Here is a 26750-nt window from a genome sequence, read left to right as displayed (position 1 = left end):
CCCACAATCTGCTGTATTTCTTCTTTAAGTAATGGAAAGTGGGTACACCCCAGTACTAATACATCAATATCAGTGCCTTGTATTTCGCTGAGTTGTCTTTCAAGTTCCATTGTCTTTATCGGCTTAGCCTCCAGTTTACGCTCGGCTATAATCACTAATTCATTTGCAGAGAATAAGCTCACTCGACAACCCTTGGCATAATTATCAATTAAGGTTTGGGTATAATCTCGTTCAATCGTACCCGGTGTGGCTAACACACCAATATGTTTGGTTTTCGATTGCAGCGCAGCGGGTTTGATGGCAGGAACCACTCCAACGACAGGAATATCGATTTGCTGTCTCAGTTCGTCCAAGATCAAGGTACTGGCAGTATTACACGCTATCACCACCAAACTTGGAGTTAGTTTGTTTACCACAGACGTTATGAGCGACACTGCACCAGAGATCAATTCATCTTCGGCGAGTTTTCCATAAGGTAAGCGCGCATTATCAAAAAGATAGTAATAAGCATAATCTGGCAGCTGCTTTTGGATTTCACATAGAACACTAAGACCGCCAACACCGGAGTCAAATACTAAGATGGACTGTGGCAATGTAACCTCATTTGTTTTCAATCGTGGACTTTATCGCCTAGTAGTATAATAATTTGCGCCCAATTTTACAGATGATGGTGAGCAACCTATGAATTTTGCCACAATGGATCCGCTGCACTACGATCAGCAATTGGATAATAAGAAACAACGTTTACAGGCTTTATTTGCTGAGTTTGACGCACCAGAGGTTGAAGTCTTTGCTTCAGAACCTCGCCATTATCGTATGCGTGCTGAGTTTCGAGTTTGGCATGCTGGTGATGATCTTTACTATTACATGTTCGACCAAGGCACCAAGCAAAAAGTCCGCTGTGATCAGTTTTTGCCTGCCAGTAGCTTGATCAACAAGCTTATGCCTAAGCTGATGGAGGCACTTAAGCCCAACCCGGCTCTGCGTCATAAGCTATTCCAAGTAGATTTTTTGTCGACACTTAGCGGTGAGATTTTGGTATCACTACTGTATCACCGTCAACTCGACAGTGAATGGCAACAGCACATTCAACAATTAAAAGAGACTCTATCTTCTGAATTTAAGATCAACTTTATCGGTCGTGCTCGCAAGCAAAAAATCTGTGTGGATAAAGAGTACGTGATTGAATCTTTGCCGATTAATGGCACTGACTATATCTACAAACAAGTCGAAAACAGCTTTACTCAACCGAATGCGAAAGTCGCTTGTCATATGTTGGAGTGGGCATTGGATGTGACCCAAAACTCTACAGGTGATTTGCTTGAACTGTATTGTGGCAATGGCAATTTCTCGATTGCGCTTGCACAAAATTTTGAGCGCGTATTAGCTACAGAGCTCGCCAAGCCCTCAGTGGATGCCGCGCAGTACAACATCAAAGAAAATAATATTGATAACCTTGATATTATTCGTATGTCGGCGGAAGACTTTAGTGATGCGTTGGCGAAGAAGCGCCAATTCAGACGTTTAAAAGATGTGGATTTAGACAGCTATAACTGCAATACCATTTTTGTTGACCCACCGCGTGCAGGCTTGGATGACAATACCTTGTTTATGGTGCAAAACTACGAGCGTATTTTGTATATCTCTTGCAATCCAAGTACCTTGGCAGACAACTTAGCCACACTTGCGAAAACCCACAAGATCACACGTTTTGCTTTGTTTGATCAGTTCCCATACACCGACCATATGGAGTCAGGTGTATTGCTAGAACGTCGCTAATCCTCTTTTGGCGCTCGCTTTTCCATTTTCTGGTGAAGGGTGTGAGCGCCATGGATCACGATCCGCAGTTGTAATACCAATTGTTGCGCTAATTTTTTCCGTTCACTGCGCTTCATATCTAATGCCGCTGCGCCAGCGTTAAATACTAAAGTCACTAAAGCTTCGGCTTGAGCACGGGCAAGCTCATAGGTTCTGTGAGTAGTTTGCTCAGTATAATGAGCTAGTTCAGAGATAAAGTGTTCAATCTCACGGGCAACAGCTGCACGAAACGGCGCGGATGTTCCTGAACGTTCGTGAAGTAAGATACGAAATACGTTGGGATTAGACTCTAATACTTCCATAAAAGTATCGACGGAAATTTGAATAACACTGCCACCCTCTTCGGCACGTTGGCGACCTTTTCTCATCATTTGACGCAGTGCTAAGCCACCTTCATCAACCATAGTAAGTCCGAGTTCATTCATATCTTTGAAATGTCGATAAAATGAAGTTGGAGCAATGTTGGCTTCCCTTGCCACTTCTCGAAGACTCAAGCTAGAAAAACTTCGCTCAGCACTGAGCTGATTAAACGCCGCATCCACTAATGCGCGACGCGTTTTCTCTTTTTGTTGTGCTCGGATCCCCATGTTCACCCTTGATGACTCTGCCAAAATCTAACTATTAATCTGCGGTCAGACACTAATGGAATCACCCTTTTTTTGCAAGTGTATCCAAACTGCGGTCTAAATGTGCAATGAACAAACTTTAACCACAATTAGTTAGTTTAAAAGTTAAAATCCTTAGCCCCATGAAATGTCTTCGAGTAATGACTTTTCAAAACAACGTGTTAATTGAGGTTTACCATGTCAACGTCACAAATCGAAACTCCACAATCGAAAATAGGTGAGTGGGAATTTGTAACAGATGATGGCGGTGAGAGCACAACGGTAGATATAGAGCGATCTCTAGTCGAGAATATAAACGGCCTCAGCCTACAAGCGACAAGACTTGAAAAAGACCTCGAGCAATTAGCCGAACTTTGGCGGCAATATGCTTTGAAGGAAGTACCTTCTTCTACATATGTCTATTTAAATACTGCTTTTTCACAGTTGGTAAATGCTGGTGTTGAACATCAGTATGAGCTTCAGTTAAAGGGACAGTATGTCTCTCAACTGGTTTATTTACTCATGGATGACCATATCCCAGCAGAATCTAAACAAGCGTGTTTAATCTCAATGAGCCGACTTATCAAAGTTAGCCCTAATCGTGTTCCTGACTTTAGATGTCATGTTGCCTACTTACGCTGTACTAAACATAACCTCCATAGCGCCTATACTTCAGCAGAAACAAAAGCGATTGAGACCATTAATCGCATTTTCGGGGCTCAGTTCCCAGACTTTGATAAGGCGAACCTGCCCGCATGTACTGCGATATATGGCTTGCAGATTTCAGAATGTAATAACGAAACAGATACCTCATCACCTCTAACTGAAATTCAACAAGAGTTTTATCTGCAATTAGTGACGATTTTTTATACCCCTTTTTATCTGGCACGCCAATTTGGAAATGAACAAGCCCCCGTACTTTCAGCACTATTAACAAACACGCCCCATAACGATGAGATGCTATTACTCGCAGCCCCCTGTCAATTAGCCATAGTACTTTGTCACGTAGATGTAAAAAGCACGTCATTATCGTCAATCCAAATTCTCGATTCCGATCAAACGTTAGTGACCTTCGATTCACTTTTTTTTGCCATTCAAACAGAAGAACCTCAGCTAAACCATCAGCTATGCGGTTCTATTAGTCCATCGCTCATGCCGCAGCAAATGCCTTTGCCATTGTTACTTTCTCTGCAAGACAGTGTTACGGAGCAGATATCTGATTATGAAATGGCAAAACAATGGGCAGGCTATCTTAATGAATATTGGGTGAGTACAGAACATCAGTGGATCAAAGCCTATTGCGCCACCATGCTTGGTAAACAATTGCAACGCTGTCATGACCACGACAGCTTAGTGCCTTTTGAAATGACTCAAGAGGATCAAGATTTACCGACCCTTATGGGTACACTTTCAACCAAGATACAACGTTTAAAAGTAGAACTGCCAGGCGAACAAACAATAAAGCAGTCATCCACCCTATCGGAACTTTTTGAAAAAATACAAGCTAACCAAAAGATAGGTCTCCCGCTAGATAACCCACATCACTCACAAGCCATAGCCAGTCATTTGGACACCTTATCTCCGCAATGCGCCTGTGATAATCAAACGGTAATAGCTTTTGCATCCTTACTTGATGAACATCAGGCGCCATTATCTCTAAAAGAAGCCTTCATCGACTATGTCTGTAGAGCACTCTCACACCAAAAAACCATGGTGCATTCAGCAGCAGAGCTTATTAACTATCAACACACAGTTGATGAATTCTCTCAATTAGCCATCTTTTCAGATACAGAGCATGAATTGCAACCACTCTTTTTTGAAAGGGGTGCCATCAATCAACTTTCAGTCAGTGAAGTAAATGCACTTCCCAACGAGTGGCTTGAGCTGCATTATGACGACCCAAAAGGTATGCAAATTTTGCTTGTACTCTCGCTCAAATTACCAAGTAAGCCTCTACAAGATCTCGTATTATCCTTGAGTAAGAGAACCCCCATCATCTCATGGAAAGATGTATTGGCTGCCATTGACGATTCGCATTGGCTAGAAGCTAAGCCAAAGTTCGTCCAAGCGCTATCCCTCATCAAAGATGAAGAAAATTCAGTTTTAATCTTTGCCATTATATCTGGCACAAGAGTCGCTTTACTTAAGTCATGGCTTGAGCAATCGTTACTGAACATTGAACAAAGAGATGCGGTGGGTAACACGCCATTGCACCATGTATGCCTGCAAGGAAAGCAACAAGTTTTAACCTTGTTGCTTGAGCATAGCTCCAATCCATTGAGCAATAATCAAATCAATCCTACTGGCGACACACCTTTACATATTGCTACCCTGTATCAACATCTTGAGTGCGTTCAAGCACTATTAAACAATAAAGACACTGACGCAGGCGCTGTGAATAGCTTAACTGGAGAAACCCCACTTCACTATGCCGTAAAAAAACAAAACGAAGCACTCATCACGCTCTTTATTAATCACGATGCCGCATTGCTTGAGGTACAGAACAATGAAGGTTACTCACCTATCGCGCAGGCAATAAAGTGGCACCCTGACTCGTTTTCAGTGTTAATGGCGCACCCCAAATTTAATCCTAATGTTGCAGTGTATAAACAACAATCAACTATCGCTTTTACACTTAATTTAAGGAAAGATGAGCTCTGCTGTCACTTATTGCAAAAGTTCTCAGAACTACAGCTCAATGACCGATACTTACTTCATATTGGTGTTCATTGCCCGAATGCATATGCACTATTACTGCCCAAACTCAGCACTGAAATAAATCAGCTTCACCCTCGTGGCAGTGCGCCCCTTCATCTAGCCGCAGCCTCAGGTAATACGTCAGTGATACAACTACTACTGCGAGCAGGTGCAAACAGACAAGTGCTTACTCTAGAGCGTCAAAACGCTTTGTTTTTTGCTTTTCATTCAGAGCACCCCATTGCAGCGCTTGAAGTACTATTAACACAAGGTGTAATGATAAAATCTCCTGACTTTACCCCACTGTCACTGCTTAAACATGCGGTCACGTTTGACAATGCTCAAGGGCTACAATACCTCATCGAAACCCCATTACTCCGCACAGCTTTCATTCAAGCGGTACTTTCCGATGGTAATGAGCTTAATTTATTGCACTGTGCCATTGAGGATGACGCCTATGCTTGCGTCAAATATCTAGCCAGCTCTGAGATACTCAGCTTGAATATAGGCATCAGTAAAGGAGAGCATACGGGTTTAACGCCTCTGATGTTAGCTGCAAAATTGAATAAAGGACATGCTGTTAAAGCCCTGTGCGAAGTTTGTCCAGAGGCTTATTTAACAGCCAATAAACAAGGATACGCTGCAGCGCATATTGCTGTGATCCATTCATCGATAGAAGCACTTCAAGCACTGATAACCGTGAATGATACGTGCCTGAAAGGCATGGCCACGGCTAAAGGGGTCCATTTTCACTTAACTCCACTACAGTTAGCGGCTCATCTAGATAGAGCAGAAGCTGTAGAAGCTATATTAGTTTGGGCACCCGACTCAATAACTCAAATAGATAAGAGAGGATTTAGTATTGCACATATTGCCACTGAGTCTAGTGCGCACAATGTGCTTAAAATACTGCCGAAAGACTGGTTTGATTACGCAGTAGAGAAAGAACCTTATGAGGGTTATACCTGCTTACACCTAGCCGTTGAACTTTCATGTATAAACAGTCAACACTTAGAGACACTTGCATTATTGACCCAATTAGGTGCCACTATTGATAAAGCCACAACCAGAATCAACTATACCAATAAGAGCGGTTGGAGATGGCAAGCTTCCTCAACACGATTAGCACCGATAACGCTGTGTGCCGTACATGACAATCTTCAAGCAGCAAAAATATTAATCCTAGCGGGTAGCAAGCCTTTAAGCCTTTTGAGCAAAGAGGATTGGGAATTTCTCATATATGACTATGCACGCAAATATGTTGATGAACGTTATCCTCTAGATAAAACCAACAAAAAATATTTACTGAAAACCATTGTCGGTGATTGATTCAATAAAATAAATGCTAATTCTTGACCCTTACGCCATTGCAAGCTAAATTAGCGAACAGTTGTACGCTTAAATTTAAAAAATTAAAAACTAATGAAAAAACCACCTCTGATTTGGCTTAACGTCATACTATTTGCATCAACCCTGCTTGCTGCCGTCATCTTGGTTCCTTGGCGAGGGATCACTCATGGATTTGACGGCTTAGAATGGCTAACATTTGTTATCTTATGTTTCTTCAGTGGCCTGTCGATCACAGCAGGTTATCATCGTCTTTGGTCTCATAAAGCTTATAAAGCACATGCAATCGTTCGCTTTTTCTATGCTTTAGGCGGTGCTCTAGCGCTACAAAACAGCGCTTTGCATTGGTCATCAGATCATCGCATTCACCATAAGCATGTCGATAACAACGACAAAGATCCTTACTCGGCTAAAATGGGTTTTTGGTATAGTCACATTGGCTGGATGCTGCGTGAATACCAAGCCCATCGTTATCACGACTACAACAATGCCAGAGACCTACAAAAAGATAGCATCGTCATGTGGCAGCATAAACATTACCTATTGCTAACCATTTTGATGAATATTGGTCTGCCACTGTTTTTGGGCTGGCTAAATGGTGACATTCTGTCGATGCTGCTTCTCGCTGGTGTATTACGTCTGGTGGTAGGTCATCACACCACTTTCTTTATCAATTCCTTAGCCCATATCTGGGGTAAACAAACCTATACCGATAAAAACACCGCTCGCGATAATGGCTTTTTAGCGCTGTTCACTCACGGTGAGGGTTACCATAACTTCCATCATATTTTCGAAAACGATTATCGCAATGGCATTCAGTGGTGGGATTATGATCCTACTAAGTGGCTGATTCGCTTCTTAAGCTACCTTGGGCTTGCCAGTGATTTACGCAAAGTACCACAAGAGCGTATCGAAGCGGCGAAATATCAAATGCAGCTGTTAAATACCAAGCAAAAAGTCGGACACTTACCTGAAGCCGAAGAAATGCTAGCAAAACTGCAAGCCGAGTTTGAACAACTTAAAGCACACCTTGTCGATTATTATCAAGCGAAAAAAGCCGTGTTAGAGGCGAAACGTAAACAGGTGTGTCATCTAGAGCTTAAAGCACAAATGGAAATTTCAAAGATCCGTTTCAAACTGCAAAAACATAATTGGAAGATGTTAACCGCAAGCTATTAATTGCTTTATCATCAAACACTAAAGGCTCTTAATTGAGCCTTTTTTATTGCTTATTCTCTGATATAGTGGATTAACTTTTGTTCAATGGATACCACTTATGTCATCAGAGCAAATTCGCCTCACTCAATACAGCCATGGCGCCGGTTGCGGCTGTAAAATCTCTCCTAAAGTCTTATCCAGTATTCTCAGCTCTCAACTCCCCAGCTTTACCGATCCCAATTTGATTGTTGGCAATGAAACCCGAGATGATGCTTCGGTGTTTAAGCTCAACGACACTACAGGCATCATTAGCACCACTGATTTTTTTATGCCAATAGTGGATGATCCTTTTACCTTTGGTCGCATTGCCGCCACCAACGCCATTAGCGATATTTACGCCATGGGTGGTCAGCCTATTATGGCAATAGCCATTTTGGGGTGGCCAGTTAATACCTTAGCACCTGAAGTCGCCTCTCAAGTCATTGATGGTGGTCGCTACGCCTGCCAAGAGGCTGGAATAGCCCTTGCGGGCGGACACAGCATTGACGCCCCTGAGCCTATTTTTGGGTTAGCGGTAACAGGGCAAGTCCCACTAAAACACTTAAAGCAAAATTCCACCGCACAAGCGGGTGATAAACTCTATCTCACTAAACCTATTGGTATTGGCATCCACACCACAGCTCAAAAGAAAGGGTTACTAGCCAAAGAGGATGCGAATATGGCCATTGATGCCATGTGTCAGCTCAATACCATTGGTAACCATATCGCCAAATTGGATGGCGTTCATGCTATGACTGATGTGACAGGCTTTGGTCTCGGAGGACATCTCACTGAGATGTGCCAAGGCGCAGATCTGTCAGCGATTTTACACTTTGACTCCATTCCCGTACTTTCTCAGACTCACAAATACCTTGAACTTGGTTGTATTCCCGGTGGCTGTGAGCGCAACTTCGACAGTTATGGTCAACACTTGCCAAAACTTACAGATACTGAAAAAGCCATGTTATGCGACCCACAAACCAGTGGCGGGTTATTGATTGCCGTTTCTCCAGATACAGAGCAAGCCCTTCTCGAGCTTTTTGAACAGTACCAACAGTTCGCCACCTGTATTGGTGAAATGACGTCTGCCCCATCAGCCCCTCTTATTCAGCTAAAAGGAAATCAACGATAGTGGCCAATATTGTTCCCAAAACTGAATACCGTAAGATTTTTTTAGAAGAACGTCCTTTAATGGATGTTCGCGCTCCTGTTGAATTCCAAAAAGGCGCCTTTCCTCATGCCACCAGCTTACCGTTAATGATCGATGCTGAGCGGGCGCAAGTGGGCACCTGTTATAAACAACATGGGCAACAAGCCGCAATCGAACTTGGGCATCAATTAGTATCAGGAAAGGTTAAGCAGCAGCGCATCGAGGCTTGGAGTCAGTACATCAATCAACACCCAAATGCCTATTCTTATTGCTTTCGTGGCGGGCTGCGCTCACAAGTCACACAACGATGGCTTGAGGATGCTGGCGTTGATATTTCTTATATTGAAGGTGGCTATAAAGCCATGCGCCAGTTTTTGATTGAGACAATTGAAAACGCATCCCAAAAACCGATGATGATATTAAGTGGCAGTACAGGCTGTGGTAAAACCGAGTTTTTATCTAAACGCCGTGAAGCTATCGATCTTGAAGAGCTCGCCAACCATAGAGGTTCCAGCTTTGGTCGGCATATCACAGCCCAGCCTACGCAAATCAATTTTGAAAATGCGTTGGCGGTACAACTACTTAAACATCACGCTCAAAATTTCCCTTTTTTATTATTGGAAGATGAAAGTCATTTGATTGGTCGAAGCTCCCTACCTAAGAGCTTTTATTTATCGATGCAACAGGCACCAATAATCGTACTAGAAGACTCTTATGAGCAACGATTACTGCGATTACTAAAAGAATATGTGATTGATATGCATGCAGGGTTTGTTGCCAAGTTAGGTGCTGATAAAGGGTGGGTAACTTTTGAGGAGTATTTACTGACTAGCACAGATAAGATCAAAAAACGTTTAGGCGGTAAAGCTCACAGTGAAATTAAACAACTAATAATGATCGCGCTCAGAGCACAGCAAAGTCAAAATAGCACAACCGAACATTTAACTTGGATTTCGCCACTGCTAGAGAAATACTATGATCCTATGTATGAATATCAACTAAGTAAAAAAGGGCAGCGAATTGTATTTAAGGGCGACACCGACCAAAGTTTAAATTGGCTAGACAATAAAATGCTCCGCATTTAAACAGAGCATCAAAGACATTGCACTTCAAAACAAACTTTAATCTGTTAGTTATCGATATCTAACAAAATAACTTGATTGACATAGTTATCAAAAAAGCTGGATCTTATCTTTAAGTTTTGTTTTCTAATGTCAGCTAATTTTTTTCGGAAGTCATTAAAGTTACCATCATAAAAATAGCCATAGACAAACGCATCTAAACTATTAGCAGGCCCCGAAGCAACAATCCTTCGTCTAACATCTTCAGGTAAATCCATATCAGGAATAACACCTTGTAAAGGCGCTCTTAATTGCCAACTAAAGTTATTATTTGACAGCTCAAAAATAAAAGCGTTATGTCCTTCACCTAAATTTCTAAAATTATAGTTGGTTGCAGAATCTGATGTTAATCCCTGAAAAATTTGTTGAACTTGCCCTAACATTTGATTTTGATTAAGAGTCAGATCTAAATCATAACTCGTTTTATCTTTATCTAATTTTATTCTTCGATTCGAGCTATATGTGAATCTGCCAATATCGCTAGATTGTGAAACTCTATGCTTTCCATTCAAATAATTATGTTCAAACAGCTTAGGAAAGAATTGAGTCGTATCAATATTGCCTCCAAAGACTCGATTTTTCCTACCTTGTTCCGTCTCTGCGAATGTATAAATATCATGTAATTGAACATTGGAATTAATGCTTAACCTTGTACCAACATGCTCTTCACCAGTAAAAATAGATTGAGGGATAACAATAGTATTGTCATTAACATGCTGATTTAAATCCAAAGTAGCAGCGAAGTCTGTAGAGCCCGTTGTTTTATTTTGTGCAGATAAAGCGATGGTTTTATATTTTCCATCAATTTTACAAAATTCCTTAGTTCTAAGATAATTATCTGTTGGTCCTTGTATGAAGTCTCTCTCATCATATCTTATGCGGTAATTTGGATATTTTAAATTAATCACCTCTCCAAAATTGAAAGTGAAATCTTTACATTCACAATTTGTGTTTCGTTTTTGATAATCAAAGACGAAGTACGTCCCTAAATCTACAGGCTGCAACTCTAACTCAGACTCTAATGCAATCTTACTTTTAGACTCACTTAATTTGTCTTCCATTAACACGGTCAGGTGCTTCGTCTTATCATTCCACGGAATTGATATTTTGCCATTAGCATCCGATTTATACTCTTTCAGGACATTACCATCCCTACCGTGTGTAAAAAAACGCACACCCGATGCAGGAGCATTAATGCCACACTTAGAGCTATATAATGTTGTTGCAGTCACATATTCTGTTGGTATTTGTGACCCTTGATTTCCACCATTTTGAGATTTATCACCACTTGATCCCCCCCCACACCCCACAAGTAATGAGGTAAATACTCCTACACTTAACTGATATAACCCTGTTTTCATATTTCTCTTCCCATAAGAACAAATAAATTAGCACACTCAAAATGTTATCAATTTGTTTCAAAAAGAGCTAACACTCTTTGTTGTAGTGAATGTCTTTCAACGTCTCTCCCATCTTCCACTTCACCAATCGTCACACCAATCCTTGACCAAAAGCGTTTCGGCGGTGTTGTCAGCGCATGCCCGCCTTTATGGCTGAAGAATGAGCCCCATAGCCCAGTGAGTGCCATTGGCACAACGGGAACTGGGTCGCGCTCTAAGATCTTATTGATACCCGGTCGAAACTCGCCAATTTCACCATCCGATGTTAAGCGCCCTTCTGGGAAAATACACACCAATTCTTCATTGTTGAGTGCTTCATGAATGGACTCAAATGCTCGGTCGTAGGTTTCACGACATTGTTTTGGTGAGCAGATAGGGATAACGCCAACATGACGGAATAAATATTTAAGCACTGGCATTTCACTGATGCTTTTGTCCATCACAAAACGGATTGGTCGCGTAGAAGCTCCCATCAATACTAAGGCATCCATATAGGTCACATGATTGCACACCATAATAGCCGCACCTTGTGTTGGGATATACGCTCGTCCAGTTACTTTCACTCGATACAAAATATGACTCAATACATAGCTTAAAAAGCGCATTGCGAATTCAGGGACTTGGCTATAGACATATACCGCGACAAAGAAATTAGCGATCGCCAGCAAGAAGAACAGCTCTGGAATGGTCCATTCAATGATGGATAACACCACTATACCCAATATCGCTGAGCCCACCATAAACAAGGCATTAACGATATTATTCACTGCGATGGCTTGCGCACATTCTGAAGGCTTGGTACGCGTTTGAATAAAGGCATACAAGGGCACGATAAACAAACCGCCACTGACGCCGATCATGGCTAAATCAAACATTAATCGGTAATGCTGGCTGTTTTCAATAAACGCTTTGAAGTGATACACGAATTGGCTATCGATAGGCGCAGGTGGAATGGCCCACAATAAATCCATACCAAAGATGGTAAGACCGAGAACACCAAACGGGAGAACGCCAAGCTCTACATGTCCGTACGAAATCCTCTCACACAACCATGAACCTAATGCAATACCCACTGAAAACAGTGCCAATAATAGTGAGACAACCGTGGCATCTGCATACAAATAGACTTTGGCAAAATTAGCAAACTGAGTGAGGTAGGTCGCTCCTAAAAACCAAAACCAGCTGATGGCAAGTACTGCATTCCAAATCGGTTTATCGGCTTTGACTTGTTTGAGCAAGGGTAATGTGCCAGAAAACGGCCGAAATGGCACTTTGACGGGCATCGAGGTTGGTGGCAGTGATGGAATACTGCGACTGCTGAGGTATCCCAGTACAGCAAAAAGAACAACCGATGCAGACGCAATGACAAGACTATTGTCTTGCGCCACGATAATGCCCGCACTCAAGGTGCCGACTAAAATGGCTAAAAAGGTGCCCATTTCCACCCATGCATTACCTGATACCAATTCATCCGGCTTTAGCGCTTGCGGTAAGAGTGAATATTTAACAGGACCAAAGTATGCCGACTGGGTTCCCATCATAAACAGCAATAGTAATAATAAGGTGCTGCTACTAAGGTACATGGCAATAGCGGCACACACCATAATGCTGACTTCTAATAATTTAAGCCTTTGTATCAATTTAGCTTTATCAATATTGTCAGCAATTAAACCCGCATGAGCAGAAAATAAGAAAAAAGGTAAAATGAACAGTCCAGCCGCTAAGTTCACAAACAAACTGATGCCCATATTGGTTGCACCGAGCTGACTGTAAGTGACCATTAAGATCAAGGCATTTTTGTATATATTGTCATTAAGCGCCCCAAGACATTGGGTAATGAAATAAGGAAAAAATCGACGTGAAAGAAACATCTCAATCCTAGAGTTGTTATATTGATAGTGTAAAAAAGTATCAACCTCTTACTCAAACCTCAAGGATTTAACACTAAGATTGTTACTTAGATTGATGATAAGCCCGCAAATCTTTGGTATATGACCCCACGCGCCCAATAAGTAAGTCTTGATGCTTGCTATCTAACGTATCATGAATATTTTTCAATTTATTGAAATTTGATTCGTGCTGTTTTTCCACCACTCTATCTATCAAGCTTTGTTGCATTTCACTCGAGTCTATCGTGTAACAGCCACTGAAATATCGCTTTCTGGTTTCAGGATCTTTCAAAGCCGCTAAGAGTAAGTTAAAAAATTGAGAGGTTTGCTCATTCTGCTTCATCGTAGCCCAGAGTTGGTGCCGCTGCTGCTTTGTTAGGCTCAACAAAACATGATGCTTTGTATTTATGTTTTTATCCTTTAAAAACAACCGCCAATTAAACCAAGATGAATCACTTCCCATTGGCGCGCGCTGCAAAAAGTAATGTGCGTCATAATCGACATCTTTATCATCAAATTGCTCTCCTCTTAGCCCCGCGGCTACAAGACGCTCGTCAAACTTGGTTATCCCGAGTAATTCAAATACATGTTTACCATTCTCATAACCTTGTAATTTATACACTTGTGACCAAGCAAAATTCCCCTTGGTGTATTTGCATAATGGCAGCATCTGCGTGGAATGAGTTTCCATCAAGGCTCTTAATTGAGTTTCTGCTATAGCATTATGAATATAGATGGGGTCAAGCATTTCCAACATCGCCACGGTAAAGTCTCTTTGCTGGTTCACACCGACTCGGATCAGTCTAACCATCAGCTCGATGAACATTTCTTCTTCTGAAGTCTTAATGACTTGATAAGGCTGGTTGGAGACTTCTACATTTAAAAGTCGAATGGCTTTATTGGCATAATTGGCAACGGCTCTCGCGGGATAGGCCGCCAGTAAAGGTAGCCTTGCCGCTTCATCCAAACGCACTCCGTACCGCAATGGTACTGACATTAATTGCTCAAAAAACACCTTCGATATCGGTTGAGCGATTTTGTTTTGCATTTGTCGTTCTTGAAACAACGCCGGAGGCATCACTTTCAACAATTGATGAATAACGACGTCTTTGTATTGCGATTGTAACACCCTTGATTTTATCCAAGGTTCAACGTCCAACTGACACACAGCCAAAGCCTTGCTCAAATGTGCCTCATCAATCTCTTCAGGTTTTTCAACGACCAGTGTTTGTAAGCACTGCTTCTGTGCAGCATCTAGAGCCATTCGCTGTAATAGTCGAGCATACAAGGGGGCGGTTAACTCCGAGTTGTCCCATGCCCAGCGATGTATGATCAGGCATACTTTATTTCCATGCTCATTAATCATAACCTTCAACAATTCAATAAGTTCAACTTGCTTGGGACTCATAATAAACTGAGCGAGAAGGATCCTTGCTAATTTTTGAGGCTCACAGTCTTTAACCAGCTGACATTCATCTGGGTGATTCAAGTCTAGCTTTGACTCATGATGAAACAGTAGTAGCGTGAAGGATTCTTGATGCTGTTCTCTTATGTTCTTGGGTAATGCGTAAAAAAACTTAACAATGATTGTCCGGCAGATTGACACTTGCTCTTCAAACAACTTTGCCATTAACGTTTCTGAGTGAAAAACGTCAGCCAAGGCGGGTGGTATTGTTTCAAAAAATGTGCTGAATGAAACTAAACAAACGGGAGCATTAGCTAATAATTGAATGCAAAGGGCTCTTGATAACAATGGAAAGGCAAATTCTTGATATTTACCTTCTGGTAAGTGCAAAAGAAACTGTAAAAGATCATGACTTAAGGCATCGGGTTGCATGAGCACAGTTTCAATCAACCTATCTTGATCATCAGACAACACTTCCAATAGCTCTGGTAACAACTGATGATTCTGGATTTCTAAGTACTCAGAATACGTTTCAATAACACCATCTACTATTTGCAGCTTACTGTGTGGATCAATATACGGTTCCATTAAAGCTAAGCTACTGGGCTGATGGCATACAAGCCCCACCATATATTTAATATAGTGTCGTGGCATTGACATATGCCCGTATTCAGGCCCAGTTTTTTTATACAACGTCAGTTCACCTGACGTTTCTGATGAAAGTTGACGATTGTGTCTAGATTTAGCTACAGGCTGTGATGTATTATCAAACCCAATCAACACCATAAACTGTTTAAATACAGCACCTTGCCTTTCATCTTCGAGACTAAGTAATACTTTCTGGAAACAATCCATATCTTCAAACAGGCTCTTTGCAACCACGCTTTCAGCCAGTTGTGTTTGCCCCTGATATGACAATAATTTACATTTATATTGCCTACAATACTGGGTTTTCTTTGATTCATTCAGATCGATATTGGTTTCGGAACGTCTGCCTTTTGGCTTTATGAAAACCATAAGGTTTCGATCTCGTACTGAAATTGAAACTAAAAACTGGATTTTGTGATTATCACCTAAATTAACGACAAGAGTATGTGGTTTACCTTGATTGAGAGTACGGATGTACGGATCTCGAACGTAAACGTTCAAACTTTGAGTTTCAGTATTAATCGCCGCCATCCACGTCTCTCATAAAAATTTATCAGTAAATCTGAGTTAATATTCTAACTGGATCACAATTTAGCGGCGAAATATTCAAGTTTTGTTCAGGATTTATTAAGCTAATTGCTTAAAATTAAATGACTTATTGTTTAAGTCGATTCTTCCAATCATCATCGAGTTGCCCAATTACAATGAAGTTTGGGTTTTCTAACGACTCACGGCGATTATAGGTTAGCGATTGTAAATGGGTATCAAGTACCTTACCACCCGCTTCTTCAATGATCACTTGTGCCGCTCCCGTATCCCATTCACCCGTTGGCCCCACACGGACATAGCAATCAACTTGACCTTCTGCCACCAAACAGCTTTTTAACGCCGCACCACCAAGGCGTACTAATTCAAAAGTTTGACCTTCTGAAAATAATTGCAACACATCTTCAGGATTTTGACGTCGACTCACCGCTATCTTTAGGTTGTCTTTTTTATCAAGATTTCGTCCACTATATATACGTGTATCTAAACCACTTTGACGTTTAAAGGCCCCTTGCCCCTTCATTGCAAAATAGCAAACATCCGACATTGGCGCGTAAACCACTCCCAGTACTGGTTGATGATCTTGCACCAAAGCAATCAATACTGAAAAATCACCGCTGCCCGCAATAAACTCTCCCGTCCCATCTAAAGGGTCGACTAGCCAATATTGTGACCACTCTTGTCTTTGTGAAAGCGGGATATCGGCGGCCTCTTCTGACAAAATCGGGATTTCTGGCGTTAACTCTGTTAAGGATTGGCAAATCACGTTATGTGCAGCCAGATCGGCACTGGTGACAGGAGTATCATCTTGCTTGATGTGTTGCTCAAACTGCCCCTGTTCATAAATGGATTTAATGGTTTTGCCTGCTTGAGATGCAATCGAAATCACGGATTCAACAATATCATCAAGCAGGTTTACTACAGCGGTGGCCATCTACTACAACTCCTAAGATTTGGCTAAATATTCCATTGCCAAGAACAGCGCACTCACACTTCTCGACTCTGTAAAGTTAGGTGTATCTATTAAATTTCGCCAATTACTCAAATCCCAAGGTATGACACCTATGGGCTCTGGCTCATCACCTTCAAGGCGACTTTCATAAAGATCTTCGGCGATAAACACCTGCATTTTACTGGAAAAATAACTGGGCACGAGACTGAGCTCTTTAAGTAAGGTTAATTTACCCGTACCGAAACCAATTTCTTCTTGCAGTTCTCGATTCGCGGCTTGCTCCGGCGTTTCCCCTTCATCGATCAAGCCCTTTGGAAATCCTATTTCATAATTATGAGTACCTGCGGCGTATTCTTGGGCTAATAACAATTGACCTTGGTGAACAGGCACCACCATTACCGCCCCACGATTGTTGCCTTTCATACGTTCATACTGACGCTCTGCCCCATTCGAAAACACCAAATCTAACTGTTCGATGGTGAATAAGCGGCTTTGGGCAACAACTTTTGCATCTACTATTTGAGGTTTTTTTAATGGCTGTGTCATGCACGCTCCAAGAAAGGATTCCGTTTTTCCCTTAATCTACCTACAATCTTACTATTGAAATCGATAACTACAATAGGAATTTTTATGCTGCCATGGCAACAGATTGATGCAGTACTTTTAGATATGGACGGCACCTTGTTGGACTTACACTTTGATAACCACCTATGGTTAACCACGGTTCCTCAAGCCATCGCCAGCAGCAAAAACATCAGCGTGACTGAAGCGCAAGCCCTAGTAGAAGAAGCTTATGAAGAAGTGGCCGGAACCCTGAATTGGTATTGTTTAGACTATTGGCAGCAGCGTTTTAATATCGACATCGTTCAGTTACATGAGTCATCAGTAGAAAGAATCGTGCTACGCGATGACTGCATGCCGTTTTTAGATTCGCTAAAAACCATGAACAAACCAAGGATCTTAGCCACTAATGCCCATCCAACGAGCTTGGCATTGAAATTAAAGCATACTGAATTGGGCTCGGGGCTGGATCACCTTATGTCCAGCCATGAAACGGGATATTCCAAAGAAGATCATCGCTTTTGGCCACAACTCTTTACACGCTTTGATTTAACCCCAAGCCGCTGTTTATTTGTGGATGATAATGAGCACGTGCTAGCCGCAGCAAAAAAAGCGGGGATAGGCTTTGTGATTGGTGTTGAAAATCCTGATAGTCAGTTACCTCATAAACACTTTGACCATTTTGACAGCACCTCCGATTTACGAACTTTGATTGCTTAAGCATTAAGGCTAGATACATTATTTGGCATATACAATCACCCCTTATCGTTAATATTTAACCCTCTATCGTTCGATAAGGAGACTGTCTATGCGTATGGTAACTGTACTCGCCACTTTGCCCTTAGCACTTTGCTTGCAAGGTCACGCCAGTACGCACTCTGATGTTTGGGTGACTCTACCGACAACCATGACATCGATTGCCCTTAATCAAGGAGCAACAAAAGTTTCAGCTATCACTCACTCTCAGTTATCTGTGATCAAACTGCCAAAGTCTCAGCTCAATGAGTTCTCTCAATCCTTCCACCAGCACTATCATCGCTTAGGTGGCTTTATGACGTTTGAAACCGAGCAGCAAGCACTCGCTAGCATTAATTCTCCCGCTCCTCACTCTAAGTTTGTTGCCCCGAATATCGACCAAGCAGACAAAGTTAACCAGTTGATGCCCCAATTAGACGCCAATAACATTGTCAATGAAATCAAAACGGAATCAGCCAATACTAATCGATTTTACAAACTCAGTACGGGTGCTAACGCCTCTGATCAACTGTTTTCAACATGGCAAAACTTGGTAAAAGGTTGGGCGAATGCCACTGTCAGCCAATTTTCTCACAAAAGCTTCCCACAGAAATCGGTAGAACTTGAAATCAAAGGCAGTAAATATCCCGATAAAGTGGTCGTCATTGGTGCTCACTTAGATTCAACGGCAGGCATGTTTACCAGAAAACATAGCCGTGCCCCTGGCGCCGATGATGACGGTTCAGGTATTGCGTCTGAAACTGAGGTCATTCGAGTACTCGCCGAAAATCATATACAGCCTGAGTATACGGTTCGGTTTTATGGTTATGCGGCAGAAGAAGGTGGCTTATTGGGCTCACGTGATATTGTGCAAACCGTCAAGAAAGAACCTGTTACTGTACTCTCAGCTATGCAATTGGATATGACTAACTACAAAGGCTCCGATAAAGACATCATTTTTGAAATGGATCATACCAACAGTGACTTCACTCATTTTTTACAGACTCTGATTGATACGTATCAACCCAATATTACTTACGGTACGGATAAATGTGGCTATGCATGTTCGGATCACGCCAGCTGGGACTCGATTGGTGTACCAGCCGCCATGCCTTTTGAAGCTTATATGCATGATATGAATCCGAACATTCACAGTAAAAATGATACCTTGGAAAATTCAGATCCAACCGGCACCGATGCCCTGCACTTTTGCCAATTAGCCCTAAGTTATGTAATTGAAATGGGATTCAAATAGAAGTGGACAAATAGTGGCCAAACTACGATAAAAGTAGCTTGGCCTATTTTGTTGGCTATCCACGAATTTGAAAGCTGGACGTAAGCTCTTGTAACTGACAAGCCAACTGAGTCAGTTCATGGCTGGCTGCTGAGACTTGCTCGGCACCCGTGGCATTTTCTAACGCCACTTGTTTAATGGACTCAAAGCTTTGGTTGATCTCTTCAGCCGTTGTGGATTGTTGTGATACCGCTGTCGCAATCAACTCGGCATTTTCGGTAATGTGTTTAATTTCTTCTAGCGTTTGCTTAATCGCTGTCGAGCTCTCCTTTGCAGAGCTAATAGTCGCATGCGCAATTTCACTTGAACTACTCATCACTTGTACCGCTTCGGTTGTGCCTTGTTGAAGCTGCCCAATCATCTGCTCAATGTGGCTGGTTGATTGCTGGGTTTTTTGTGCCAATTGACGTACTTCATCAGCAACAACGGCAAAGCCACGACCTTGCTCCCCTGCACGAGCCGCTTCAATGGCGGCATTCAGAGCTAATAAGTTGGTTTGCTCTGCGATACCTTGGATCACCTCCAGAACACTACCAATTTGTTGTGAGTGAGCTTGCACTTGTTGAATCGTGTCAGAAGCGGTATCCACCTGCTCGACCAATGAGCCCATGCTGTTAATACTTAAATGCACTTTTTCTGTGGCTTGTTCAGAGATTTTTTGAGCATCAAGGGCAAGGTTTGATACACCAACAGCATTACTTGCGACATCATCAATAGTTACCGCCATTTCATTCATTGCAACGGCAACACTATCGATACTAGCATGTTGCTCTTGTAAGCTTTGATTCGCCTGTAAACTGACACTGCTGGTTTCTTCCGCGGTACTGGTTAATTGATCGCTACTGGCTTGAATGGTAAAAATCATATCAGAGAGCTTTTGAGTCATATGCTGCATAGCGCGAAAAGCGCCTGCCGACTTTTCGGTCACCTCCTGTTTTACCAGCACACCATCAGCTATTTGCTCAGAAATACGCTGCATATCAACTGGCTCACCACCCAATGGTTTTAAAATCCCTTTGGCTAATTGAGTTGCCAACACGATGACAATACCCGTGATCACCAACAAAATAAGCACGATTTCATAGGTTAATGCAGTCACTGCAGCAAAGGCTTCCTTTTCATCGATATCTGCCAACAATGCCCAATGGATCCCATAAAAATCAACGGGTGTGTAGGCTGATAGGACATAGTGATTATTGTAATCTAGGCTGATTTCAGTACCTGTATTCCCTTTAAGCGCTTCCTTAACGGCATGAGTTTTTGCACCGTTACTGGCAACAGTACCCGCAAAGCTTGCTGCAACACTATGTCCATCGGGGTCAAGATAAGAATCGGAGCGCATTCGGTAATCAGGCCCGACTAAGTAAGTTTCTCCGGTTTCCCCCATCCCTTCTCGCTGTTGCATGATGGCATTGATCGCTTCAATGGAAAACTGCAAAGCGGCAATCGCAACCACTTCTCCATTTAGCCTCACAGGTAGCCCAATGAACGCCTGTGGAGAATTATTGCTCGGCGCATAGGGTTTAAAATCGGCTACGGCTAATCGACCAGTACTTTTTGCCTGTCTATACACATCCGCTAGGCCAGAGTTACGATATGGCCCACTTACAAGGTTAGTTTGGTAATCCGCTTCTTTGGTTACGCTATAAGTGACAGTACCTTGTGGATCAATAATAAATAAGTCGTAATACCCTTTCAGTGCAATAAACTCGTCAAATACTTGCGCATGTTTATGAGTGAGTTTGTGAAGGGTCAAACCGGTATCTGTGATGAGAATTTCTTTTAAGATACTGCTGGTTAACTGCACATCTTTTTCACTACTGGCAAGATAGGCCTTTACTTGATTGGCTTTGATTGACCTTACTGCTTCGAGTTGGTGATAAGTTTGTGACTTTAACGATTGATTGGCAGTAATAATACTTATTACGCCAATTATTAATGCTGGAAGTAACCCCAATAATAACGAAAAACTTAACAACTTTGTTTTTAAACGCATACCACTATCCGTGTTTTATAAGAAGCAATACGGCATACCGTATAAAGAGGGTTAACTCTTTGATATTTGAGCCTTTACTCTACTTAACCATAATAATTTTTATTAGGCGAACAGTGTACGAATTCACCACAGAATCACAACCATGAGAACTCTAGGGTTATTAGGATAAACGTTTTCAATCAGTTGATTTCTCTATTACTTTAACATTTACCTTTGCTTTGTACTGTTTTAGATAACAATGTCAGGCTAACCCCTTTATTTAGGGTGTAATATTTTCATACAAAATTCATACAAAAAAGCCGAAACAAAAATCGTTTCGGCTGTTTGTTTTTGAAAGAAGACTACAACCCGGGGACTCGACCACTGTAGGTAAGTGGATAAGCGCCTTGCGCGTCAGGTTGCCCAAGGAAATTTAAGTTATCTCTAACATTTGCAGGCATGTTATTGGTGGGCTTGATTTTCGCTTGAAGTTGCACTTGAGCATTGGCCTTTAACCATAAACGACCGGAGACACCAATTTGGTTGTCTTTTTCAGTGGTGGTCACAATCACATCTCCTTGATCGCAATCCATCCCTAAACGAAAACTCCCAAAGGGAAAGTCACCAAATTGATTATTCACTTCAAGATTATGCAGTTGCAGATGCCCAGATAAACGCTCACACCACGGCTGACCATATGCAAACTCAGAGACACTGAGATTTATCTCACCCGCCACTTCGGAGCGAAATGGCAAACGCGCCTTGCCAATAACCGTTTGACTGTCGGTTTGCAACATTAAATCCATTACCTTAACAGTAGAAGGGGTGAGTGTAAGATTGGTTTTTCCATAAATTGCAGAATTGCGATTACCCACGTTCACATCAAGATTTAATGCTCCCGTCAGTAATGACAATGGATGGATCTGCCACTCCACTTGCTCAGCCTGTCGACCATAAGCTTGTACTGTATCGATACTGCCATGCCAAATGCTGCCATCAACCCCATTGATTTTCACTTGTGGCGGAAGCGTTACAAAACGCAACACCACACTGGCCGGCATGAGCACTACCAAAAAGATGAGATAAACCATCACGCCTAATATCAGGTATTTGATTCGTTTCACTATTATCCTGCCTCTTAACGTGAAAGTTGAATTCGGCGTATGCGCACCACGCCAAGGGTATCAGTATTGGCAACATCAAAACTATCCACGGTTAAGCCTTGCTTTGCCACTAAGGTATCTAAATACCTCAACACATCGTTAAACGGGGCATCCTCCAGCCACAGTTGAATTTTGTCCCCTTGTGGCTGCATACGAGTAATGGTCAATCCAAATCGATCCGCTTGTTGATTGACGATATTACTCAAGCTGCCTCGGCTACTTTGACCACGATTGGTTTGCTTGTAACCCATAAGTCGATTGGCATCTTGCTTAACTCGCATTAACGACTGTTTTGCGTACTCTAAATCAGCTTGAGCATTTTGCTGCGCCGACGATATCGGGCTCCAAATCCCAAGATAAAAAATAGTGATTGCCACCACTACACCAGCTACCGCAACTAATTGCTGTTCACGAAAGGCTAAGCCATTCCACCAGTTGAGAAATTGTTGTTTCATATCAGTGATTCCTCAAGGTTAGGATAGTGCTGACTTTGTCATCTTCTTTATTTTGAGCACCACTATCAACGTTAAAGCCTTTGCCTATTGCTTGTTTAAACGCTTCGACTTGATCATAGCTATCAGCACTGATCTGTAATCTTAATTCACCTCGATTACCATCATATCGGAGCGAATTAGGCTGCACACTTGGCACTTTTTCAAACGCCTGAATTAACCCACTCATCATGGCAAACATATCACTGTTTGAAGACTTGCCTTGATACTTTCTCAGCATACTTCTGAGAATGGTCTCGACATTTTTACTACTTCGACTCCCAGTCGCCTGCTTAAACACAGCGACCGTTTCTGCCTTAACCTCATCGATTTGTTTATGGGTTTGATAGATATCAACCCCTTTCTGGATAAAGCTCAGCAATAGGCACACACCAACGATAATCGCCGCATTTTTCCATACTAATAATGTCTTATTGCTTTCTCGTTTAGGCCGATATTGATCGGTCATCAAATTCATTGGCGCTTGTAGCGCACCTTTCGCCAGTACCAGCATAGGCAGCTCTAGCGGTTGTGAAAACAACTCAGCACCTTGCAGTTCCAGTGGACTGTAATTAGCAACGGTCACCGTATCCATGTCATCCTCTGCATCTTGCAGAGGCAGCAATTTAGGTAAAACGGCATCTTGCCAAGCACTGGGAATACTGTGGCCTTGTCCTTCGCCAATTCGTATCAACAATTCGTCGTTTATCGTCATGGCGGCCCATTGGCAACCATCGGCTAACGGTAGAGCTAAACTATCGGGGATCATACGCTTAACATTAAGCCCCGCCGCTTTAACCCAATCAACCCACAGCTGCATTTGCTCATGAGCGACAATCGCCACAGACAAAGCACTACCATGACGCGGACCGGGCACAAAGTGAAGCTGGTCGATATCTTGTGCGAGTACGTCTTCCAACATAAAAGGTAAGGCTTTCAATGCCTGACGTTGGCCTTTTTCAGGTAAGTTCACCTCTGTCAGAGTAATGGCTGAAGTAGGCACCATGACATCAACAGGGCGAGCTCCCGCTCGCTCACTTAAGGTGTGCAGCTGCGTCGCATCTGGTAACTCACCCGATGCAATAATTTCTTGTTCTTGTTCTGACCATACCAACCACTGACAAACATCGTCAGTCTGGGTCCCTAGTCGTATAAAAAGGCGTTCACTCACCGTGTTTCTCCACCCTTGAGGAGTTTATTTTTGACCACCGTATTGTCGACTCAACACGTCAACATAATGATCATTATTAACCTGTAAAATACTTTGTAATTGAAAAATAGCATCACCTACTTTGGCTTTGCCGTCTAACTCAAAATATTGACTCTTAATGGTAAAGGTCGACTTAATTTGGGCTAAATTATTGCCTCCATTTATCCCTGACTCCGACCAGAAATCATCAATATTGTCGTACCCTTTAGTGTCTCGACTTTCGATAATGTTTTTTGCCTCATCGGCTGATATCCGATTAAGTAACATGCCAGCCAATAGCGGCGCCTGTTCAACTTTAATGGTATTCACATTAATCGTCTGCTTATCGTTACCAGGAATGGCACACACATAAGGCGCGATTTTATCGTATACCTTTTGAGTGATCCCAAGTACCGCCCGCAGCTCACTGCGATGATTCATCATGGTTTTTGCGGCGCGGTACGGGACATCTCTTGCCTCATATTCAGCATCGGGGCCATAATAACCGCCTACCGCTGGCGTGGTATCAATATAATTTCGCACTGATTTCGCCAACTGCTCTGCGGTAAAAGGCTCGACACCCAGTGCTTCTAACAATCCTGCAAACTGCTTAACGGGCAAGGGGTCTTCTCGAGGCCCACCGTTATTATTTTGCTGTTGAGTAGTCTTTGCACTCAAGGCGTTTAGATTAAAACAGGCGCGCATGTCTTTAATTTGCCCTGCCAATACCCCGTTTTCAACCGGAAACACCACATCCGTTTGTGCCCACACTTGGCTCAAATTCACTTTGCCTTCAGAGTCATCCAAATCCTTTTTCAGGACCTTATTCGCGAGCTGCTCTAACGATAACGCATACCAATAGGCTTGATCGTATTCAGCTAAATTTATGGTTCGGCGCACTGAAATCTGATTACGAGAAGTAATATCCGTTGCCAACACAGAGATGAGCGCCACGATCAATAACACCACTAATAAGGCAACGCCTTGCTGGCGTTTACGCATCATCATTTGCTTGGCTCCACACCCTTGGGCAATAAGAATTTGCGCTCTACGGTGCCGATGCCTTCGACCTCAAGTTTAATCGCGATCGCACGGGGTAATTTATTTCCCATCACCGTTTGCTGCCAATTTTCACCATCCCAAAACCGTACGTCCATATCCAGTACATGATCGATAATGGTGGTTTTCGTCGGCTCAGCCCCCACCACAGGATCAGGATAAGGAAAATACCAACGTTCTAATTTGTCATCGGTAAACACATACGCGACCGATTGAATACTGCCCCTAGGTAACATACCATCAGGGTTTAACCACCCCAAACGATAAAAAATCAGTGCCTCGCCATTCACGTTAGGGATGACTTCTCCATATTGGATCACCGTGCTGCCACGCCCACCCGATAACAGTCGTGGGGTTCTCGCTACGATTTGACCAAGATCTCTGTCCATCATGCCAAAGCCTTGCTGTAGCCCTTTTAACCGTGCGGCGAAATCCTCGGTGACTTCTTTGTTTTTTAACACCGCATGTAAGGTAGAGTTCGCCGCCACGCCAATAATGGCAAAGATGGCAATGGCCACCAACATCTCCAGCAAGGTAAAACCACGATGACGGCGCTTATTTAACTTTAAATACATAGGTATTTACCTGAGTTAAAATACGCTGGTAGCGTGAGTCATTACTCACACTGACCCTGATCATATGAAAATCATCACTTTGGGTTTTAACCACTTCACGACGCCAGTACCAACGCTGGCCTGCCATCTCGGTATCCCCTTCTTTTTTGCCTGTGGCTAAAAACTGCTTTTCGTTTTCAAGCTTGGCATCCACCAAGACATTATCCGCGACCCACTGGGCATAAGTACGTTCTTGCAAAATGGGCATATTGGACATCAACTGCCCTAAGCTATTGGTTATAGATAGCGCTGCCACGGCAAAAATAACCAACGCCACCATCACTTCAATAAGGGTCATCCCTTTATGATTGCTCATCAGGTCTCCCTAATGTCAGCCTACCCAAGGCATCCCCTACCACTAACACATCTTGCTCATCGCCTTGTTGATCTTTCATCGAAAACGTCAGCTCAAAGGGGCTAAGTTCACCACTGGGAAACAACATGATCTGCGGTGTCGGTAGTTTTTTTTCTGACTGCAGTGGCTCATCCAAGCCTAAACCGTCATCTTCATTGTCAAAAATATCGTCGCTGTGTTCTTCATCACTCTGTTTTAATGGAAGTCCATCCACCACAACCGATAAGCTCATATCGTTATCCAGCTTACGCTCGGTCAAAATACGATCGTTGGTTAACGGCTGCCATTTATTCTCATGATAAATCACATAGTGATAACCATCGGGGTCAATCACTATTCCCAAAAACTGGCCACTGAGAATGGTTTCATTCAACACTAACTCAGTGGTGGCCATAAACTCTTTAGCTTTCTTTTCTAGCTGCTGTTTTGGGGTCGAGGTGTTAAAAGAAGGGATAACGGCCGCGGCCATCAATCCCATCAATACCACCACGATCATGATTTCCAGCAAGGTAAACCCTCGCTGTGAACGACACCGCATC

General features: G+C 42.6%; 21 protein-coding genes and 1 pseudogene (1 of these 22 cut by a window edge). 7 read left to right on the top strand and 15 right to left on the bottom strand.

The features are described 5' to 3' along the window. On the bottom strand, nt 1-593 hold the 5' portion of the coding sequence (gene murI / locus E2H97_RS00345) for a glutamate racemase (RefSeq protein ID WP_133405282.1). 202 nt of this gene lie to the left of the window's left edge; only the first 593 of its 795 coding nucleotides appear in the window; the start codon lies at nt 591-593; its stop codon lies beyond the left edge, outside the window. An 88-nt stretch (nt 594-681) separates the two neighbouring features. Between murI and trmA the strand changes: the two genes are divergently transcribed. Continuing rightward, the gene (gene trmA / locus E2H97_RS00340; RefSeq protein WP_133405281.1) at nt 682-1779 is read left to right on the top strand and encodes a tRNA (uridine(54)-C5)-methyltransferase TrmA; all 1098 of its coding nucleotides are present in this window, start codon (nt 682-684) and stop codon (nt 1777-1779) included. Here trmA and fabR read toward each other — a convergent pair. After that, entirely contained in the window at nt 1776-2405 is a 630-nt protein-coding gene (gene fabR / locus E2H97_RS00335) for an HTH-type transcriptional repressor FabR (protein ID WP_133408530.1), read from the bottom strand. The two genes, trmA and fabR, sit on opposite strands and share 4 nt — an antisense overlap. Nucleotides 2406-2621: 216 nt before the next feature. Between fabR and E2H97_RS00330 the strand changes: the two genes are divergently transcribed. The 4 genes from E2H97_RS00330 to mnmH all read left to right on the top strand — a co-directional run bounded on the left by E2H97_RS00330 (nt 2622) and on the right by mnmH (nt 9899). After that, nucleotides 2622-6449 carry an ankyrin repeat domain-containing protein gene (locus tag E2H97_RS00330; protein WP_133405280.1) on the top strand — a complete coding sequence of 1276 codons (3828 nt, stop codon included), beginning with the start codon at nt 2622-2624 and terminating at the stop codon, nt 6447-6449. Nucleotides 6450-6542: 93 nt separating this feature from the next. Next, nucleotides 6543-7646: an acyl-CoA desaturase gene (locus E2H97_RS00325; protein ID WP_133405279.1), complete on the top strand. Its 1104-nt coding sequence runs from the start codon at nt 6543-6545 to the stop codon at nt 7644-7646. Nucleotides 7647-7743: 97 nt separating this feature from the next. Next, the gene (gene selD / locus E2H97_RS00320; RefSeq protein WP_133405278.1) at nt 7744-8796 is read left to right on the top strand and encodes a selenide, water dikinase SelD; all 1053 of its coding nucleotides are present in this window, start codon (nt 7744-7746) and stop codon (nt 8794-8796) included. Further along, nucleotides 8793-9899, top strand: coding sequence for a tRNA 2-selenouridine(34) synthase MnmH (gene mnmH / locus E2H97_RS00315; protein WP_133405277.1), 1107 nt, complete (start codon nt 8793-8795; stop codon nt 9897-9899). The genes selD and mnmH overlap by 4 nt, the downstream gene beginning before the upstream one ends. A 44-nt stretch (nt 9900-9943) precedes the next feature. On the opposite strand, the gene E2H97_RS00310 is transcribed toward mnmH, so the two are convergent. The 5 genes from E2H97_RS00310 to nudE all read right to left on the bottom strand — a co-directional run bounded on the left by E2H97_RS00310 (nt 9944) and on the right by nudE (nt 17321). Further along, on the bottom strand, nt 9944-11296 hold the full coding sequence (locus E2H97_RS00310; RefSeq protein ID WP_133405276.1) for a hypothetical protein: 1353 nt from the start codon (nt 11294-11296) through the stop codon (nt 9944-9946). A 47-nt stretch (nt 11297-11343) separates the two neighbouring features. Continuing rightward, on the bottom strand, nt 11344-13206 hold the full coding sequence (locus E2H97_RS00305; RefSeq protein WP_133405275.1) for an MFS transporter: 1863 nt from the start codon (nt 13204-13206) through the stop codon (nt 11344-11346). 82 nt (nt 13207-13288) lie between these two features. After that, nucleotides 13289-15808: a hypothetical protein gene (locus E2H97_RS00300; protein ID WP_133405274.1), complete on the bottom strand. Its 2520-nt coding sequence runs from the start codon at nt 15806-15808 to the stop codon at nt 13289-13291. Nucleotides 15809-15932: 124 nt separating this feature from the next. Then, nucleotides 15933-16757 (bottom strand): 3'(2'),5'-bisphosphate nucleotidase CysQ, encoded by an 825-nt coding sequence (gene cysQ / locus E2H97_RS00295; protein WP_133405273.1) that lies wholly within the window; start codon nt 16755-16757, stop codon nt 15933-15935. Nucleotides 16758-16769: 12 nt separating this feature from the next. Next, nucleotides 16770-17321 (bottom strand): ADP compounds hydrolase NudE, encoded by a 552-nt coding sequence (nudE, locus tag E2H97_RS00290; protein ID WP_133405272.1) that lies wholly within the window; start codon nt 17319-17321, stop codon nt 16770-16772. Between the two features lie 84 nt (nt 17322-17405). Here nudE and yrfG point away from each other — a divergent pair, with 84 nt between their 5' ends. Together yrfG and E2H97_RS00280 are read left to right on the top strand one after the other, a co-directional pair. After that, on the top strand, nt 17406-18056 hold the full coding sequence (gene yrfG / locus E2H97_RS00285) for a GMP/IMP nucleotidase (RefSeq protein WP_133405271.1): 651 nt from the start codon (nt 17406-17408) through the stop codon (nt 18054-18056). Between the two features lie 88 nt (nt 18057-18144). Further along, nucleotides 18145-19326, top strand: coding sequence for a M20/M25/M40 family metallo-hydrolase (locus E2H97_RS00280; RefSeq protein ID WP_133405270.1), 1182 nt, complete (start codon nt 18145-18147; stop codon nt 19324-19326). 55 nt (nt 19327-19381) lie between these two features. Here the strand turns inward: E2H97_RS00280 and E2H97_RS00275 are convergent, their stop codons facing one another. The 8 genes and pseudogenes from E2H97_RS00275 to gspH all read right to left on the bottom strand — a co-directional run bounded on the left by E2H97_RS00275 (nt 19382) and on the right by gspH (nt 26749). Further along, nucleotides 19382-21361, bottom strand: coding sequence for a methyl-accepting chemotaxis protein (locus E2H97_RS00275; protein WP_133405269.1), 1980 nt, complete (start codon nt 21359-21361; stop codon nt 19382-19384). A gap of 341 nt (nt 21362-21702) precedes the next feature. Then, on the bottom strand, nt 21703-22464 hold the full coding sequence (locus tag E2H97_RS00270; protein ID WP_133405268.1) for a type II secretion system protein N: 762 nt from the start codon (nt 22462-22464) through the stop codon (nt 21703-21705). Between the two features lie 14 nt (nt 22465-22478). After that, a complete protein-coding gene (locus E2H97_RS00265; RefSeq protein WP_133405267.1) occupies nt 22479-22958 on the bottom strand; it encodes a type II secretion system protein M in 480 nt (159 codons plus the stop codon). Between the two features lies 1 nt (nt 22959). Further along, the gene (gspL, locus tag E2H97_RS00260) at nt 22960-24165 is read right to left on the bottom strand and encodes a type II secretion system protein GspL (RefSeq protein ID WP_133405266.1); all 1206 of its coding nucleotides are present in this window, start codon (nt 24163-24165) and stop codon (nt 22960-22962) included. Between the two features lie 24 nt (nt 24166-24189). Beyond that, nucleotides 24190-25185, bottom strand: coding sequence for a type II secretion system minor pseudopilin GspK (gene gspK / locus E2H97_RS00255; RefSeq protein WP_425466815.1), 996 nt, complete (start codon nt 25183-25185; stop codon nt 24190-24192). Between the two features lie 20 nt (nt 25186-25205). Then, nucleotides 25206-25817 (bottom strand): annotated as a pseudogene (gene gspJ / locus E2H97_RS00250) (type II secretion system minor pseudopilin GspJ); the annotation flags it as partial. Further along, nucleotides 25798-26172, bottom strand: a complete 375-nt coding sequence (gspI, locus tag E2H97_RS00245) for a type II secretion system minor pseudopilin GspI (protein ID WP_133405264.1) — start codon at nt 26170-26172, stop codon at nt 25798-25800. The gene gspI and the pseudogene gspJ, both read right to left, overlap by 20 nt. Further along, nucleotides 26159-26749 (bottom strand): type II secretion system minor pseudopilin GspH, encoded by a 591-nt coding sequence (gspH, locus tag E2H97_RS00240; protein WP_133405263.1) that lies wholly within the window; start codon nt 26747-26749, stop codon nt 26159-26161. Before gspH ends, gspI begins: the two co-directional genes overlap by 14 nt. Nucleotide 26750 lies beyond the last annotated feature (1 nt).

This window comes from Parashewanella tropica (assembly GCF_004358445.1).
In the GTDB taxonomy this organism is placed as follows: domain Bacteria; phylum Pseudomonadota; class Gammaproteobacteria; order Enterobacterales; family Shewanellaceae; genus Parashewanella; species Parashewanella tropica.
The sequence above is the reverse complement of the archived record's forward strand: the minus strand, read 5'-3'. Positions and strand labels throughout refer to the sequence as shown.